This is a genomic window from Weissella sp. ESL1177, from assembly GCF_058107185.1.
In genome coordinates, this window is sequence record NZ_CM176591.1 from 421906 (window position 1) to 438041 (window position 16136).

Here is a 16136-nt window from a genome sequence, read left to right on the forward strand (position 1 = left end):
AGCGGCATTAATAGGTCACTACTTGCTTTTTTGAACAGTTAATGCTTGATATACCGGGAAAAGTAAACTAATTTAGCACTTAATAATAAAGAGTGCTAAAAAGTGTTGACAAGTAACGATAAGGCGTGTACTATAATAACTGTTAGCACGAAGTAGTTGAGAGTGCTAAGAAAGGTGGCGCGTATGTTAACGGAAAGACAGCAGCTAATATTAGCTACAATAGTTCGCGATTACGCAAAAACCGGCAAAGCTGTTGGATCAAAAACACTATTGAGTGAATTGGGTTTGACAGTAAGTTCAGCGACTGTGCGAAACGAGATGGCACTACTAGAAGAATTAGGCTTGCTACAAAAAGAGTATACTTCATCAGGACGTGTACCTTCACAACGAGGCTATCGTTACTATGTTGATGAATTAATGCATCAACATCGTTTATCAAAAGTCGTTCAGGAATCTTTAGAACGTGTGTTTAATCGCAATTTTCAAGAAATTGATGATTTAATGCAAACAATGGTAAATGAGTTAGCAAGTCTAACAGGTTATACGGTTGTTGCTCTAAAACCTGAATCGATTGATATTCGACTATCAGGATTCCGCTTGGTACCAATTAATGGTCAGCAAATCATGGCGATTATAGTTACTAATGATGGGCAAGTGACAAGTCAAAGTTTCAGATTACCAGAAGGTATGTCAGTGCGAAACCTTGATGATATGGTTGATTATATTAATAAGACATTAGTGAACCAACCGATTATTGATGTTTTAAAAACATTGACTGGTGATTTACCTTGGCAAATGGAACGAACGATTCGAACACCGGTTGCTTTTTTGCAACTGTTTGGTGATGTATTAGCTCGTTCGATTCATGAACAAGTATTCATTGGTGGTTATTTAAATGTTCTAGACTTCACGGTTAATTCGAGTTTGCAAGACGTTAAGCAATTGTATCAGTTGCTTGATTCGGCAAATGATATGCGTCGGGTTGTTGGAACAGCAAATGATGGCGTAATGGTACAAATTGGTGATGAGAATGGTAATAATTTATTATCACCATATAGCCTAGTATCAGCCACATACCGTGTTGCACAGTACGGTGTTGGTGCGATAGCCATACTTGGCCCAACATCAATGCGATATGCTGATATGGTTAGTTTGGTTGATGCGTTCCGTAGTGCTTTAACACAGCAGTTATTAGAATACTATCGTTAGAAAAGAGGTGTTAACATGTCAGAAGAAAAGCAGAACCCTGAAGAAGAGCTAGAAGCTACCAGTGAAGAAACAGATGTTGACGCTGAAACGCAAACGACTGAATCTGAGGAAGCCGAAGTAAAAACTGAAGCAGATCAAATTGCAGATTTGAAAGTGAAAGTTGCCGAAGCTGAAGATAATTATTTGCGTGCACATGCTGAAATGCAAAATATGCAGTCTCGTTATGCAAAAGAGCAAGTTCAAGCTGTGAAATTTGCTAATCAAAAATTGGCGGCGTCAATTTTACCAGCTGTCGATAATCTTGAACGCGCATTACAAGTTGAAGCTGACGATGGTGCAGCTGAACAAATTAAAAAAGGTGTTGAAATGGTTTATAAAACATTAATTTCAGCGCTTGAAGAGCATGATGTGAAAGCGGTTGGTGAAGCTGGTGAAGCATTTGATCCTAACTTCCACCAAGCGATTCAGTCAGTACCAGCTGATGATGATCATCCAGCTGATACAATTGCGACGGTTCTTCAAAAGGGATATGTTTTAGCTGATCGTGTTATTCGACCAGCAATGGTAGCTGTTTATAATTAACATAGCGACCGAGCCATTAGCACAATATAAAAATAAAAAATCTGATCAAAAAGAGGTAAATTATTATGTCAAAGATCATTGGAATTGATTTAGGAACAACAAATTCTGCTGTTGCAGTTATGGAAGGTGGCGCACCAAAGATTATTACTAATCCAAATGGTGGTCGGACAACACCATCAGCAGTTTCATTTAAGAATGGTGAAACACAAGTTGGTGATACTGCAAAGCGTCAAGCAATTACTAATCCAGACACGATTTTATCAATTAAGTCACACATGGGTGAGCCTGGTTATAAGGTTACTGTAGATGGTAAAGATTATACACCACAAGAAATTTCAGCAATGATTTTGCAATACATTAAGAAGTATGCTGAAGATTACTTAGGTGAGACAGTTGATAAGGCAGTGATTACTGTCCCTGCATACTTTAATGACGCACAACGTCAAGCAACGAAAGATGCTGGTAAGATTGCGGGTCTACAAGTTGAACGTATTGTTAACGAGCCCACAGCTTCTTCATTGGCATATGGTCTAGATAAGTTAGATCAAGATCAAAAGATTTTGGTTTATGACTTGGGTGGTGGAACATTTGATGTTTCCGTACTAGAGTTAGGTGACGGTGTGTTCGAGGTTTTGTCAACGAATGGTGATACACATCTTGGTGGTGATGACTTTGATCAAAAGATTATTGATTGGTTAGCTGATGGCTTTAAGCAAGAACATGGTGTTGACTTGAAGAATGATAAGCTAGCATTGCAACGTTTGAAGGATGCTGCTGAGACGGCAAAGAAGACGTTATCATCAGCAACAGAAGCACAAATTGATTTGCCATTTATCACGGCAACTAATGAAGGACCATTGCACTTGCAAACAACATTGTCACGTGCACAATTCAATCAATTAACATCTGACTTGGTTAAGCGCGCTGAAGGACCAGTTCGCAATGCTTTGAAGGATGCTGGACTTTCAATGAACGATATTGACAAGGTTATTTTGAATGGTGGTTCAACTCGTATCCCTGCAGTACAAGAATCTGTTAAGGAGTTAACTGGTAAGGAACCAGATCACTCAATTAACCCTGATGAAGCTGTTGCTTTGGGTGCTGCTATTCAAGGTGGTGTTATTACCGGTGATGTTAAGGATGTGGTTTTGCTTGATGTGACACCATTATCATTGGGAATTGAAACAATGGGTGGTGTCTTCACTAAGTTGATTGATCGTAATACGACCATTCCAACGTCAAAGTCACAAACATTCTCAACAGCTGCTGATAATCAACCAGCCGTTGATATTCATGTTTTGCAAGGTGAGCGTTCAATGGCTGCCGATAACAAGACATTGGGTCGTTTCCAATTAGCTGACATCCCAGCTGCACCTCGTGGTGTACCACAAATCGAAGTTAAGTTTGACATTGATCGTAATGGTATTGTTTCTGTATCTGCGAAGGATTTGGGTACAAATAAAGAGCAAAAGATTACCATTCAGAGTTCAGGATCATTGTCAGATGATGAAATTGAGCGTATGATGAATGACGCTAAGGCAAACGAAGAAGCTGATAAGAAGCGTAAAGAAGAAGCTGATTTACGTAATGAAGTTGACCAATTAATTTTCCAATCAGAAAAGACATTGGAAGAAGTTGGCGACAAGTTGCCTGAAGATGAGAAGAAGCCAGTTGAAGATGGTGTTGCTGATTTGAAGGCTGCCAAAGAAGCTGATAACTTGGAAGATATGAAGACAAAGAAGGAAGCTTTGGAGAAAGTTTCTCAAGAATTAGCTGTTAAGTTATATCAACAAGCACAACCAGCTGAAGGTGCTGAAGGTACTGCTCAAGAAGGTAAGTCAGGCGATGACAATACTGTTGATGGTGACTTCGAAGACGTCTCAGATGATGATAAGAAGTAAACTGAATTAACGATCTGAACACCCCTACGTTACAGACCGTACGCCTCTGTGAGAATAGCAGCTCACAAGGCGATACATATTGAATTTTTAGGAGGAGTTGCCTCATGAATAATACTGAATTATATGAGCGTTTAGGTGTTGATAAGAATGCCTCACAAGATGAAATTAAGAAGGCTTATCGTAAGCTGTCTAAGAAGTATCACCCAGATCTTAACCATGAGGCAGGCGCTGAAGAAAAGTATAAAGAAGTACAAGAAGCATATGAAACCTTAGGCGATGAGCAAAAGCGAGCAATGTATGATCAATACGGTGCAACTGATGGTCAAGCTGGTGGCCAAAGTGGCTTTGGCGGTTTCGGTGGCTTCGGTGGTGGCAATGCCCAATACGGTGATTTCTCTGATCTTGGGGATATCTTTAGCCAAATGTTTGGCGGTGGGTTCCAAGATCCAAATCGACCACGCAAGGGACAAGATTTACAATACCGCATGAATCTAACATTTGAGGAGGCTGTGTTCGGAAAAGATACAACTATTTCGTATACGCGTTCTACGGATAATGGCAAGCAAGAAAATAAGGAATTAAAGGTTACTGTGCCAGCTGGTGTTGAAAATGGTCAACAAATGCGCCTGTCTGGTCAAGGTGAAGCAGGTATTAATGGCGGCCCTTATGGAGACTTATTTGTTGTCTTTCATGTTTCACCATCAAAAGATGGCTTCGAACGTGATGGTGCGACTGTTTACTCACGTATGCCAATTGATTTTACAACCGCAACGCTTGGTGGTGAAATTTCTGTTAAGACAGTTCATGGTGATGTAAAATTGAAGGTACCAGCAGGTACTGCAACTGAGACAAACTTCCGCTTGCGTGGTAAAGGTGCCCCTCATATGCGTAGTAACAATAATGGTGATCATATTGTGACACTGTACGTGGATGTACCAAAGAAATTGAATAAAGACCAAAAGAAAGCACTTGAAGCTTTCCGTGAAGCAATGACTGGAGAACATAAAAAAGGGTTTTTCGGTTAAATAGATTAAACAAGTGACTCAATTTAAGGTTGCTTGTTTTTTTTTGTGTCATAATTAACAACATAAATTGGAGAGTATCTATGTATTTAGGAGATTTAAAAGTATCATTAGGCGGTATGCCTTTAGATCGACCAATAATGACTCGTTTATTGGTTCCTCAGTATGAACCTGTTAGAATTGTTGGTAAAGATGATAATCTTTTGGTACTGGAAATAGATATGCAACAGCGAACAACAATTAATGATTTGCAAAAGTACCACGATAACACATTAGAAATTGTGATACGTGACAACGAACAACAATTGCACAAAATATATGGGTATCGTATTATTGATGATGTTGTTGTACTTGGTTGAGATTAAGGAAGGCTGATATGCAAAGACGAATAGGCTGGCTTGTAGCAACTATTGTGGGAATTGTTGCAATTATTGTGGTTTTAGTATTATATCGTACTAATGGACAACCTACTCGTGTCCAAACCATGGCAGAAGAAACATTGACCCACAATAAACAACCTTTTGCAAAAAAAGGTGACAAAAATAATGGTAAGTACAAGCCGACTAAGAAGGATTTAGCTAATAGTAATTATGTTAAACTTGGCCATATTAAAAAGGTTGGTCAGTACCAAATTACTGAAAGTGGCCTCGTCCAGAAATGGGCGGCTAGTAAACAAGTTAACAGTACGATTATAAATGGTGATATAAGTTACAAAATAGAACAAATCAATGTGATTGAAAACACTGCGCGTACGCAAAATGCATTGTTGTCTGCAAGACGCACGCTAAATGATCGTAAATTAGCATCTAAGTTTACGACATTAGTTATTACCTATACTGTGACTAATAATGGTGCTGTCACGGCAATTACACCAGGAATAACGGCGATTAAATATCCAAACAATGATACGATGTCGGCATTAAGTGGTATATACAATGATGGTCAATTAAATACGGCAGGAATTGTGCCTTATGATACAGTTACAACGACAGCTACGATACTAGTACCAAAACAATTAGTTGCTAATTTGTCATCGATTGACATCCAATTTGCAACGGTAAAAGATTCGTCAGGAAAAGATATTGTGAAACCATCAGCAGTTAAAACAATCACTTTCTAATATGTGAAACAACTGTATTAAATATATAAAAAATGATAATATTATAGGTAGTATCAACCGTCATTTTGGACGGTTTTCTTTTTGAATCAGTTTAAAACGTAGATTCAACGAATAATTTAAAGAAGATAAGGAGTTCCTAATCATGCAAATCGAGTTTCTAGGAACTGGAGCTGGATCGCCAGCACATTTTCGCAATGTGACAAGTATCGCATTACGACTACTTGAGGAAATTAATGAAGTTTGGTTATTTGATGTTGGTGAAGGTACACAACGACAAATGTTACAATCAACAATTCGACCTCGTAAAGTGACAAAAATATTTATCACCCATTTACACGGTGATCACATCTATGGATTACCTGGCTTATTAGCGTCACGATCATTTCAAGGTGGTGAAGACGAGCTAACTATTTATGGTCCGAAAGGTATTCGGCAATTCGTTGAAGTGAGTTTACAGGTGGCACAAACACATTTAACATATCCCATTAAATATGTTGAATTACCTAACTCAGGCGGTGAGGTATTACAGAATGCGAAATTTACGGTAACTGCATTACCGTTAGATCACCGTATCACGTCGTTTGGTTATCGTATAACAGAGCATGCACATCCAGGCGAATTACTTGTTGATAAATTAAAGGCGTTGAACATACCTGCTGGACCACTCTACGGTCAGTTAAAACAAGGTAAAGATATTACCCTTTCAGATGGTCGTCTCATTCGTGGGGCGGATGTTATCGGTGCGCCCAAACCAGGACGTTGTGTGGCGATTATTGGTGATACACGTAAAACTGATAATACAATTTTATTAGCTAAACATGCCGATGTTTTGGTTCATGAATCGACATATGGTAAAGGCGAAGGAAAACAGGCACGTAACCATTTCCATACAACCAGTATTCAAGCTGCCACAATTGCAGAGAAAGCACAAGTCGGTCGTTTGTTATTAACACATATATCGGCACGTTATGCTGGTAAAGCAGCAAATGAATTGGCTTATCAAGCGCGCGCAATTTTTTCGAACACACGCGTTGTTAATGACTTTGACGTGTTTGATGTGCCATTTGGCAAACAAGATAATACGAAACCGATGAAAGTGACAATGACTGATGAGGATGATTAAGTAAAGGGGGCAAGGCATGATCGATTCACGTTATCAATGGGAATATCCGGAAGTGAGTCATCAACAGGCGATTAAACAGATTAGTGAATCTTTTGGTGTTTCAAAACTAATCGCTAAAATACTGGTTAACCGTGGATATGATACCGTTGAGACTGCGAATACTTTTCTAAGACCTGAATTAACGGATTTGTATGATCCGTTCCTCTTGCATGATATGGATAAAGCTGTTGCTCGCATCATGCAAGCGATTGATACCGGTCAGAAAATTGTTGTCTATGGTGATTATGATGTTGATGGTATGACAAGTACTGCCATCATGACTTGGGCACTGGAGTTAATGGGTGCAGATGTGACTTATTTTATTCCCAGCCGATTTAAAGATGGCTATGGACCAAATCTTGAGAATTACCAACAATTAGCAGCAGAGGGTATGCAACTATTGGTGACCGTTGATAATGGTGTTTCTGGAAAAGATGAAATTGCTTGGTTAATGGCTCAAGGGATTGATGTGGTGATTACTGATCATCATGAGTTGCCCTCAGAACTACCAAATGCAACGGCAATTGTTCATCCGCGGCATCCAGCGGGTAATTATCCGTTTGGTGGCCTTTCAGGGGCAGGCGTTGCTTTTAAAGTTGCTTCTGCTTTGCTTGAAGAACCCGCTGATGAAGTCTTGGATTTAGCGGCACTTGGTACAGTAGCTGATGTGATGTCACTGACTGACGAAAATAGAATCATTGTGAAACATGGCCTTGCAAATATTAAATTAGATCCACGACCCGGTGTTGCTGCACTATTGTCTGCAGCAGGCGTACAATTATCGGATGTGGATTCTTCGACCATTGGGTTCACTTTAGCTCCAAGACTAAACGCTCTGGGACGTTTGGAAGATGCAACGACAGGTGTGCAATTGTTGTTAATGGATACATTGGAGAGTGCTGAACCACTGGCTGAACATATTAATGAACTAAATCAAAAGCGGCAACAGTTAGTCAATGACATCACACAGGCAGCTGAACAACAAGTCCAACAATTATCGGATCAACCCGTTTTAGTTGTTGCGGGGGAAGGATGGCATGAAGGTGTGCTAGGAATTGTTGCTAGTAAGTTAGTTGAACAAACTGGCAAGCCAACAATTGTGCTTAATATTGATGGTGATGAGATGAAAGGATCTGGTCGTTCTATTCCAGCCTTTGATCTATTTACGGCACTTGATGGTCACCGAGATTTAATGACTAGTTTTGGGGGCCATGCAAGTGCAGCAGGTATGACCATACCCACGCAGTATTTGGCTCAAATGAGAGACGTTTTAAAAGTAGAGGCAGACCAGCAAAAATTAGCAACAGCACAGAAACCAACTATTCAAATTGCAGATGAGGTGACTGCCACTGATTTTACACAACAAAATTTTGATAATTTACAGGTATTAGCTCCGTTTGGGGAAGGCAATCCCGAACCGAAGTTTATGCTTAATTTGCAGAGTGTTAATCAAGTGAAAACGATGACGAATGGTAAACATTTGCGATTCATGGCCCAGACTGATACGGGTCAATTGCCAGTTGTTGCCTTTGGATGGGGAAAGCAAGCCAACACGTTAACCGGTCATTTTTCATCCTTTCAAATTGTTGGCACAATGAGTCAAAATTCATATCGCGGTAATACAACTTATCAGCTAATGTTGCAAGATATGAAAGCTACAGGGTCAGCTTTATTAGATTGGCGTACGAGTCATTTGACAAAACAAAATTTTGATAAACCAGGCACATATGTTTTCTTTAGAGAAAAACATTATCAACAATTGTCAGCTTATATTGGTCAGGCGGGGCAAGCATTGATGTGGCAAGAAGCGCTAGGACAAGAAAATATACAAACAATGGTATTGGTTGATCTACCTGAAGAATTAGGACAATTACGATCTTTATTAAGTGAAACAACACCAAGTATATTAGCGCCAATGTTTTACGTACAGACACCAGTTTATTTACAAACAATGCCAAATAAACAAGTGTTTTCAAAGGTCTATAAATTTTTACATGTATTTAAAGATATTAATATGCGGACACAATTTGAAGCAATGGCAAAACATTTGCAGATTAATCAATTAACATTAAAACTGATATTAAAGGTGTTTTTAGATGCAAAATTTGTTATAATCGAGAATGGTGTTTTAAATGCTGTGCCGAATCCAACGCCAACAAAGTTGACTCAAACAAGGACGTTCCAAAGGTTTATGGTGCAGCGAGATCTTGAACAACAATTAATTTACAGCACGACAGCTGAATTAGAGACTTTATTAATGAATTTGAGTAAGCAGGAGAGCGAAACTGATGTTGGATTTAAATAACTATATTGCTTCTATTCCGGATTTTCCAGAGAAAGGGGTTATTTTCCGTGATCTAACGCCACTCTGGGGTAATGCAGAGGCCTATGCAGAGGCCACTCATCGTATTGCAAGTTTTGCTAAAATGCGCGATGTTAATGTTGTGGTTGGACCAGAATCACGGGGCTTTTTAGTTGGGGCACCAGTTGCAAATGAATTAGGAACTGGTATCGTTTTGGCAAGAAAGCCTGGCAAATTACCACGTGAAACGATTCGTGAGAAGTATACGTTAGAGTATGGTGAGGCTGCATTGGAGATGCATAAAGATGCCATTAAACCAGGCGAAAAAGTTTTAATTACTGACGACTTACTGGCAACGGGCGGTACGATTGCTGCAACAATCAAACTTGTCGAAGCATTAGGTGGTGAAGTCGTTGGATTGGCCTTTATGATTGAATTGAACGAATTACATGGGCGTGAGCAATTAGCTGGTTATGAAATTCTGTCATTAACGAATTTTTAAAAATAAGTTTTTTTTAAGCTTTATTTTGAAAATTTAATTTATAATTAAATATAAATGATAGGGTCGGGCTAGTAAATATCCGATCCTTTTTTATTACATATAGAGATATATATAATAAAGTAGCTCAAAATTATACATAGGAGCATCTGAAACGATGATGAATGTAAAAAGTAGAACAACGTACATATTAGCTAGTTTTGCAATGATTATGTTGATTTTTATTCAAATGATTAATCCACAAGATCATAGTATTTTATACCATTTTTTTACATGGTTAACGTGGCCAACAATCTTTTTTCTTTGTGGATACGCCATTGATGAAAAGATTAACTTAAAACAAGGGATTAAGTTGGCTGTTAAACAATATTTGGTACCATATTTTATGCTGGGTATCTTAGTCATTATTCTGAACAAAATTATTCAAATATTGTCGTTAACAAAGTGGCTCAACGCACCATTTGGATCGATGCGCGCAGGATTAAAAACGTTATTATATGGTAATGGCGTTCCAGTGACGACAATTTTTGGCTTTTTGGATACTGGTATTGGTTTATTATGGCTATTAATGGCGTTATTTGTTAGTACAATATTGATGTTGTTTCTTTCAAGAGTAAGAAGGACATCATTAATTATTGTTGTCATTACGATATTAACAGGCATTGGTTTTTATTTGGCAACTTTCATTCAGATACCCTGGGCATTTGAAGAAGCTTTCGTTGCCTTGCCATATGTATTTGTAGGTTTTCATTATCGAAAATTACGTGAATGGTCCGGTGGATTAACGACTATTATGGCATCATTAATGATAAATTTGGTCATGTCTGCATCGACAGGGTTAGATATGGTGGTTGCTTACACACCATTTTGGATTTTAGGAACGTTAACTGGATTAATCAGTTTATTGGGTTTAATTACTATGGCACAGAGCGTTGCTAATTATGACAAATTAGCACCCTTGTTTTTAACAATTGGTAGTTATTCAATCGTTAATGTTGTTGTCTACATTTTTATTAATACAGTTACGCCTATTCATAATTATGTTGATAAAGTTTTACCAACAGGGGTCATTAATTTTGCGTTAAGTTGGTTAATAACGTTAATTTTGGTAGTCATTGGCAAGTTGTTGGTAGTCAAATTATTGAAGTTTATTGAAGGTAAAAAGGGTGCATTGAATGAAAAATCTTCTAACTAGACATAAATTGGTGAGTCCAAATCTTAATAATTGGATGAAATTATTAATTATTGGTCTTGTTTTGAGCGTTTGTACCACGGTTGCTTTGCAATTTGCTATGTATTATCAAGTTTGGGGACGTTTTGATCAAACACTTGACCTCGGGCAAGCGATTGAAACATCGATTCATTTTTTAACGCGTCAACAAGCCATTTTTACAATTATTGCTTGCTTAATTGTTTTTATTTTTATTGTCGTATTGGTTAATCATTTATTTATTGGGACAGCCATCTATTTGACGATTTCTATTATTATATTTGTTGCTGAATATATGAAAATGAAATCAAGAAATGAACCCATTTTATTTAGTGATATGTCTGAAGTAACAGCTGTTGGTGGTTTAACGCAAATGGTTGATAAAAATTTGATGATGTTTGCAATTGGTGGCATTATTGTGCTTTTTGTTGGCGCAATACTACTAGAATTTTGGGTTCGACGGAAAAGGGCTGGACGATTTGCAGATTCAATTGTACGAATGATGGTGCAACAAACGGGGACTCGTATTGGTGTATTGGTTGTCTTATTTATCATCTTAGCAACGCCTTTTGTTGCCAATGCGGATCAAAATAGAGCTATTTTGAATCATTTTAACTATGAATGGCAGAGTTTTAATACTGGTGAAGATGCTATGCTAAATGGACCAGTGATGACATTTGTCTCGAATATATCGAGTGTCATTATGCGTCAACCGGCTGGTTATTCGCAAAAATCAATGGTGTCTTTGCAAAAAAAGTATACAAAGTATGCAAATTCATTAAATAAAACAAGACAAGATAATTTAAAAGGACAAACGGTAGCTTACATATTAAGTGAGTCTTTAACAGACCCCGATAATGTACCCGGATTGAAGTATAAAGGTACTGATGTTTTTCAAAATATCAAACAAATTCAAAAAAAGTCAGTATTTTCTGGTAAGATGTTGTCATCAGGTTATGGTGGTGGGACTGCCAATATTGAATACATGACGTTGGCTGGCTTTCCATTAGCGACTTACGCACCAGAAATGGTTGTGCCATATACACAGTTAGTGCCAGCTGCAAATGAAGTACCAACAATTACTAATCTATTCCAACAACGTGAAGTTATTCATCCTTATGTTGGGACATTTTACAATCGACGTGATGCGTATAACAAAATTGGCATCCAAAAATTCTATACAACGGATGGTAAACAATATAAATATCCGGAAAAATATTTGAAGAGTGTTGGTTCTGATAGTAATTATCCCGCTGATAAATATTCATACAAATATTTGGAAAATAAAATTGCAGCAGCTGATGGTACGAAATCACAGTTCTTACAATTAATGACAATGCAGAATCATATGCCTTATTCAGCAGATCAATATCCAAATAGTCAATATAAAGTTCTAGAACCAGCAGTTTCAAAGAGCACAAAAGAAACGGTTAAAAGTTACATTACAGGTGTTCACTATACTGATGTTGCAACAAAAGATTTGATCAATCAATTAGAAAATATGTCACGTCCAGTAACATTGATTTTTTACGGTGATCATTGGCCAGGTGTATTTACATTCGTTGATCAAGATAAGCAACTCAAGCGATCGCATGAAACTGATTATTTTATTTATCAAAATAAAGCAGCCCGGGAAAAGAGTGGCCTCAGTACAGATTTGAAGAATCGTGCTTATGCTTCACCAAGTGATTTTCCTGCATTAGCATTAGAAGCAACCAATAGTAAATTGACACCATTTTTTGCATTACAGACAAAAGTGACAGAAGAATTACCAGCATTTGCAAATTATACACGGGGAACGTTTGTTAATAATAAAGGGCATGAGTTAAAAACGAAAGACTTAACGAATAAGCAGAAAAAGTTATTACATGATTTTAAGTTAGTCCAGTATGATCTAAGTTCAGGTAAACATTATTTATCAGAAAAGTTTACGAAGCAATAAGAGTCATGTCATGAAATGAAAAGGGTCTATGAATCTGATATTTTCAGATTCATAGACCCTTTTTGATTGCTATATTGAAATATTATTTTGTTGATACCTGTTTGATTTTAAGTGGGAAGTAACGATCAACTAATAAACGATAAATAAATGGCACTTTCAGGATAAGCCATGAAAAGACGGTTGTATAAATAATTCGTGCGAACATTAAACCTAAATAAATAAACAAACTATATGTGATGAACCAGTCATGCGCTTGTAAAAAGTGCATTAATTCTGCATCTAATAAGCTAATATCCACTGAGTGAACACCTAAAATAACTAAAGAATATCGCCCAACATAACTAAGAATCCTAGCCAAGTGTGTCCAGTGTTTCTCAATTAATAACGCAATACTTAGAATGACAATTGAACTACCAAAGCCACCTAAGACAGCAGCTAACATATTATCAGCTAAGCCACGATTTAATTCATATGCACCGCTAAAAGAACTAATCAACCATAAAGCAGCACCAACGATAAAAATAAGTGGATTTGAAAAAATTGTGTTTTCGGACCAATGCTTGGTAATTATTGATAACCAATGGCCAAATAAATAATATATTTGAACTTCAAGAGCAGTTTGTAAAGACCATGGGAAATAACCATAATTTGCCAATAAACAACCTAATAAGAATAACAAGCTAACGATAATGAACCGTAGATATTCTTTATTGACAGTCATTAACAAGTAAAAAATAATATTAGCAATAAACATGGTCAATAAAAACCAAATGGCGCCAACATGAGCAGTTAACTCAAAACCAAAAGGGGAATGAGCGGTTGCGCCATTACCATAAATAATTGGCATTAAAGTTTGGAAGTTTAAATAATGTTTGTGTTTAACCAAGAAACTAATAATGGCTCGTAAAATTGTATAAAAAATAATAATTATAAAAAATGGTGTTAATAATGTATTCGTACCTGTTTTAATAACATCTTTAATTTTTTTAGGATGATAGAAATATCCTGAAATAACAAAAAATATAGGTAAGTTGGCAGCAAATATTAGATTGGATTGCCAAGTTCCCCAAAGTCCTGTCATTGAATGACCAATAATGACAAGATAAATTGCAATTGCACGAGCGATATCGAACAAAAGATTACGTTTAGCGACTGTCATGTTAATACCTTTCTTAAATAAACTCAACTAGTTGTCATCTTAACATGTCATTTAAGGTTTAACAATTGGTCATGTAGTAAATTTTTATGTTAAAATAGCTAATATTGATATGATTAGAGGGGGGATTTAATGAAAACTGAACGTGAAATAATGTTATCAGCTAAGCTATATAATTCGGCTGATAAGGAATTAGCTGCATTGCGTAAAGCGGGGAAAAGACGCGCCGCATTGTACAATCAGATAGCGCATGAAGAAGAGAAACAGGTTCAAGGCTTGTTAGAAGACATGCTGGGAAGCGTGGGTGCTAATAGTTATATTGAGCCAAGTGTGTATATTGATTATGGTAAAAATATCTATGTTGGTGAATCATTTTATGGTAATACTGGGTTGACAATTTTAGATACCTGTGAAGTACATATTGGGGATCATGTTATGATTGGCCCACGAGTTAGTATTATTACAGCCGGACATCCGATCGATGCAGGTGTGCGTACTCGTGGATTAGAATTTGGAAAGCCCATAACGATTGGCAACAATGTTTGGATTGGCGCTAATGTTTTTATTGGTCCTGGTGTAACCATTGGTGATAATTCAGTGATTGGTGGGGGCGCCGTCGTTGTGAAAGATATCCCAGCCAATTCAGTTGCTGTTGGCAATCCGGCAAAAGTTATGCGTGAGATAACCGCTGAAGATAAAGTCTATTGGGAACAGCAAGAAAAAGATTATTTTGTGAATCGAAAGAATAATTAATTTTAAACACTTTGTTCAACACGCTTAAAATACTGATAGCAAAGCCAAATAGTGATGATAAATGACTGATGCATTGGTTATCTTTTCATTTAATTGTTGCTTAGAGTGACATTAATTTTATAGAAAAAAGTTTGGATAACAGTTGTTATGACCAGCTGAAAAGGACGTCAATCTATCAATTTGATTGGTAGATTGACGTCCTTAAGCGTGTTCCAAAAGAATAAAATTTTGGTATCACAATCGGCTTCATAACGGCTTTTGTTTCACTCACTTTTTATTTGATGTTATTGCGATAGAGTCCAATGACACGACCTATTATTTGGATATTTGTTGTTATAACAGATTTTAGATTGTTGTTTTCTGGTTGTAATCGGAAATGGTCATTTTCTTTAAAATAGCGATAGACACGTTGATGAGAGTCATTATCATCGTTCATTTGAACCACAATAATATCACCGTCTGTTGCAGTTGTTTGCTTTTTAACAATTAAATAATCATGATTTAGTATCCCAATGTTAATCATCGTGTTGCCATGATGCCTTAAGACAAACACGTCAGGTTCATGAGTAGGTATTAAATTTTGCAGTAAAAGCGGTTTTTCAGTTATTAATGAATCAGCAGCGTTGATGTTAGTATGATGTTGTAGAAAAGCGAGACCAGCATTAGTAACTTTAATAGCCCGTGTTTTTTCTGCAGTTTTATCAATAAAGCCCCTTTTTTGTAGGCGCATTAAATGACCATGTACTGTTGACGAAGAAGCTAAGTCAACACCAGCACCAATTTCACGAATAGTAGGTGGATATCCCCGCTTTTTTTGTACATCATTAATATACTGTAAAATTTCAAATTGTTTTGTAGATTTTTGAGTCATTGTCAAATCTCCTTTAGTACTAGTCTATTGTACGATAAAACAGAGAGATGTGTTAGGTAAGCTAATGGCATGATTATTAGCTAAAATATGATAAAATAGATACATTCAATTCAGAAAAGGTGGAAATGATATGACTGAAACCGATCATATAATGGCTGTTCGTTCACGAATTAACGAATTGGCAGCAAAAGCAAAATCGCCAGAAGGTTTGACTAAAGACGAAATTGCAGAACGTGCAGATTTACGTGCAGAATTTTTAGATAATTTTAGAAAATCATTCCGTTCACAAGTTGAAATGTTACAAGTTTATGATGAAAATGGAAAAGAGGTCACACCAGAAAAAGTGAAGAAAATTCAACAAGAAAAAGGATTACGAGATAATTAGTTGTTCAGTTCGCTAGTCAAAT

Annotated in this window: 15 protein-coding genes; 13 read left to right on the forward strand and 2 right to left on the reverse strand. The window is 37.0% G+C overall.

What is annotated here, in order from left to right; genetic code table 11:
• The first annotated feature begins 183 nt into the window (after positions 1-183).
• The 11 genes from hrcA (at position 184) to AC3B5D_RS02090 (ending at position 12949) form a co-directional block, all read left to right on the forward strand.
• The gene (gene hrcA / locus AC3B5D_RS02040; protein WP_489839760.1) at positions 184-1209 is read left to right on the forward strand and encodes a heat-inducible transcriptional repressor HrcA; all 1026 of its coding nucleotides are present in this window, start codon (positions 184-186) and stop codon (positions 1207-1209) included.
• Between the two features lie 15 nt (positions 1210-1224).
• Positions 1225-1791, forward strand: coding sequence for a nucleotide exchange factor GrpE (grpE, locus tag AC3B5D_RS02045; RefSeq protein WP_489839759.1), 567 nt, complete (start codon positions 1225-1227; stop codon positions 1789-1791).
• Positions 1792-1856: 65 nt separating this feature from the next.
• Positions 1857-3692: a molecular chaperone DnaK gene (gene dnaK, locus AC3B5D_RS02050; RefSeq protein ID WP_489839758.1), complete on the forward strand. Its 1836-nt coding sequence runs from the start codon at positions 1857-1859 to the stop codon at positions 3690-3692.
• Between the two features lie 104 nt (positions 3693-3796).
• Positions 3797-4717 (forward strand): DnaJ C-terminal domain-containing protein, encoded by a 921-nt coding sequence (locus tag AC3B5D_RS02055; RefSeq protein WP_489839757.1) that lies wholly within the window; start codon positions 3797-3799, stop codon positions 4715-4717.
• Positions 4718-4797: 80 nt separating this feature from the next.
• Positions 4798-5073, forward strand: coding sequence for a hypothetical protein (locus tag AC3B5D_RS02060; RefSeq protein ID WP_489839756.1), 276 nt, complete (start codon positions 4798-4800; stop codon positions 5071-5073).
• Positions 5074-5090: 17 nt separating this feature from the next.
• Positions 5091-5834, forward strand: a complete 744-nt coding sequence (locus AC3B5D_RS02065) for a hypothetical protein (protein WP_489839755.1) — start codon at positions 5091-5093, stop codon at positions 5832-5834.
• Between the two features lie 142 nt (positions 5835-5976).
• On the forward strand, positions 5977-6957 hold the full coding sequence (gene rnz, locus AC3B5D_RS02070; RefSeq protein WP_489839754.1) for a ribonuclease Z: 981 nt from the start codon (positions 5977-5979) through the stop codon (positions 6955-6957).
• 16 nt (positions 6958-6973) lie between these two features.
• Entirely contained in the window at positions 6974-9301 is a 2328-nt protein-coding gene (gene recJ / locus AC3B5D_RS02075; RefSeq protein ID WP_489839753.1) for a single-stranded-DNA-specific exonuclease RecJ, read from the forward strand.
• Positions 9282-9800 (forward strand): adenine phosphoribosyltransferase, encoded by a 519-nt coding sequence (locus tag AC3B5D_RS02080; protein ID WP_489840594.1) that lies wholly within the window; start codon positions 9282-9284, stop codon positions 9798-9800. Before recJ ends, AC3B5D_RS02080 begins: the two co-directional genes overlap by 20 nt.
• Before the next feature lie 154 nt (positions 9801-9954).
• Entirely contained in the window at positions 9955-10992 is a 1038-nt protein-coding gene (locus tag AC3B5D_RS02085; protein WP_489839752.1) for a hypothetical protein, read from the forward strand.
• Positions 10973-12949 carry a sulfatase-like hydrolase/transferase gene (locus tag AC3B5D_RS02090; protein WP_489839751.1) on the forward strand — a complete coding sequence of 659 codons (1977 nt, stop codon included), beginning with the start codon at positions 10973-10975 and terminating at the stop codon, positions 12947-12949. Before AC3B5D_RS02085 ends, AC3B5D_RS02090 begins: the two co-directional genes overlap by 20 nt.
• An 82-nt stretch (positions 12950-13031) precedes the next feature.
• Here the strand turns inward: AC3B5D_RS02090 and AC3B5D_RS02095 are convergent, their stop codons facing one another.
• Entirely contained in the window at positions 13032-14108 is a 1077-nt protein-coding gene (locus AC3B5D_RS02095; RefSeq protein ID WP_489839750.1) for an acyltransferase family protein, read from the reverse strand.
• A gap of 129 nt (positions 14109-14237) precedes the next feature.
• On the opposite strand from AC3B5D_RS02095, the gene AC3B5D_RS02100 reads away from it, so the two are divergent.
• The gene (locus AC3B5D_RS02100) at positions 14238-14858 is read left to right on the forward strand and encodes a sugar O-acetyltransferase (RefSeq protein ID WP_489839749.1); all 621 of its coding nucleotides are present in this window, start codon (positions 14238-14240) and stop codon (positions 14856-14858) included.
• Positions 14859-15132: 274 nt separating this feature from the next.
• Here the strand turns inward: AC3B5D_RS02100 and lexA are convergent, their stop codons facing one another.
• Complete coding sequence (lexA, locus tag AC3B5D_RS02105; protein ID WP_489839748.1) at positions 15133-15729, reverse strand: transcriptional repressor LexA; 597 nt, start codon at positions 15727-15729, stop codon at positions 15133-15135.
• 130 nt (positions 15730-15859) lie between these two features.
• Between lexA and AC3B5D_RS02110 the strand changes: the two genes are divergently transcribed.
• Entirely contained in the window at positions 15860-16114 is a 255-nt protein-coding gene (locus AC3B5D_RS02110) for a DUF896 domain-containing protein (RefSeq protein ID WP_489839747.1), read from the forward strand.
• The last annotated feature ends 22 nt before the right edge of the window (positions 16115-16136 follow it).

Coding starts and splice junctions, on each gene's coding strand:
- grpE (WP_489839759.1), top strand. CDS start 1,225: ATGTCAGAAGAAAAGCAGAACCCTGAAGAAGAGCTAGAAGCTACCAGT.
- AC3B5D_RS02100 (WP_489839749.1), top strand. CDS start 14,238: ATGAAAACTGAACGTGAAATAATGTTATCAGCTAAGCTATATAATTCG.
- AC3B5D_RS02110 (WP_489839747.1), top strand. CDS start 15,860: ATGACTGAAACCGATCATATAATGGCTGTTCGTTCACGAATTAACGAA.
- AC3B5D_RS02055 (WP_489839757.1), top strand. CDS start 3,797: ATGAATAATACTGAATTATATGAGCGTTTAGGTGTTGATAAGAATGCC.
- AC3B5D_RS02060 (WP_489839756.1), top strand. CDS start 4,798: ATGTATTTAGGAGATTTAAAAGTATCATTAGGCGGTATGCCTTTAGAT.
- AC3B5D_RS02095 (WP_489839750.1), bottom strand. CDS start 14,108: ATGACAGTCGCTAAACGTAATCTTTTGTTCGATATCGCTCGTGCAATT.
- hrcA (WP_489839760.1), top strand. CDS start 184: ATGTTAACGGAAAGACAGCAGCTAATATTAGCTACAATAGTTCGCGAT.
- AC3B5D_RS02065 (WP_489839755.1), top strand. CDS start 5,091: ATGCAAAGACGAATAGGCTGGCTTGTAGCAACTATTGTGGGAATTGTT.
- rnz (WP_489839754.1), top strand. CDS start 5,977: ATGCAAATCGAGTTTCTAGGAACTGGAGCTGGATCGCCAGCACATTTT.
- dnaK (WP_489839758.1), top strand. CDS start 1,857: ATGTCAAAGATCATTGGAATTGATTTAGGAACAACAAATTCTGCTGTT.
- AC3B5D_RS02090 (WP_489839751.1), top strand. CDS start 10,973: ATGAAAAATCTTCTAACTAGACATAAATTGGTGAGTCCAAATCTTAAT.
- recJ (WP_489839753.1), top strand. CDS start 6,974: ATGATCGATTCACGTTATCAATGGGAATATCCGGAAGTGAGTCATCAA.
- lexA (WP_489839748.1), bottom strand. CDS start 15,729: ATGACTCAAAAATCTACAAAACAATTTGAAATTTTACAGTATATTAAT.
- AC3B5D_RS02085 (WP_489839752.1), top strand. CDS start 9,955: ATGATGAATGTAAAAAGTAGAACAACGTACATATTAGCTAGTTTTGCA.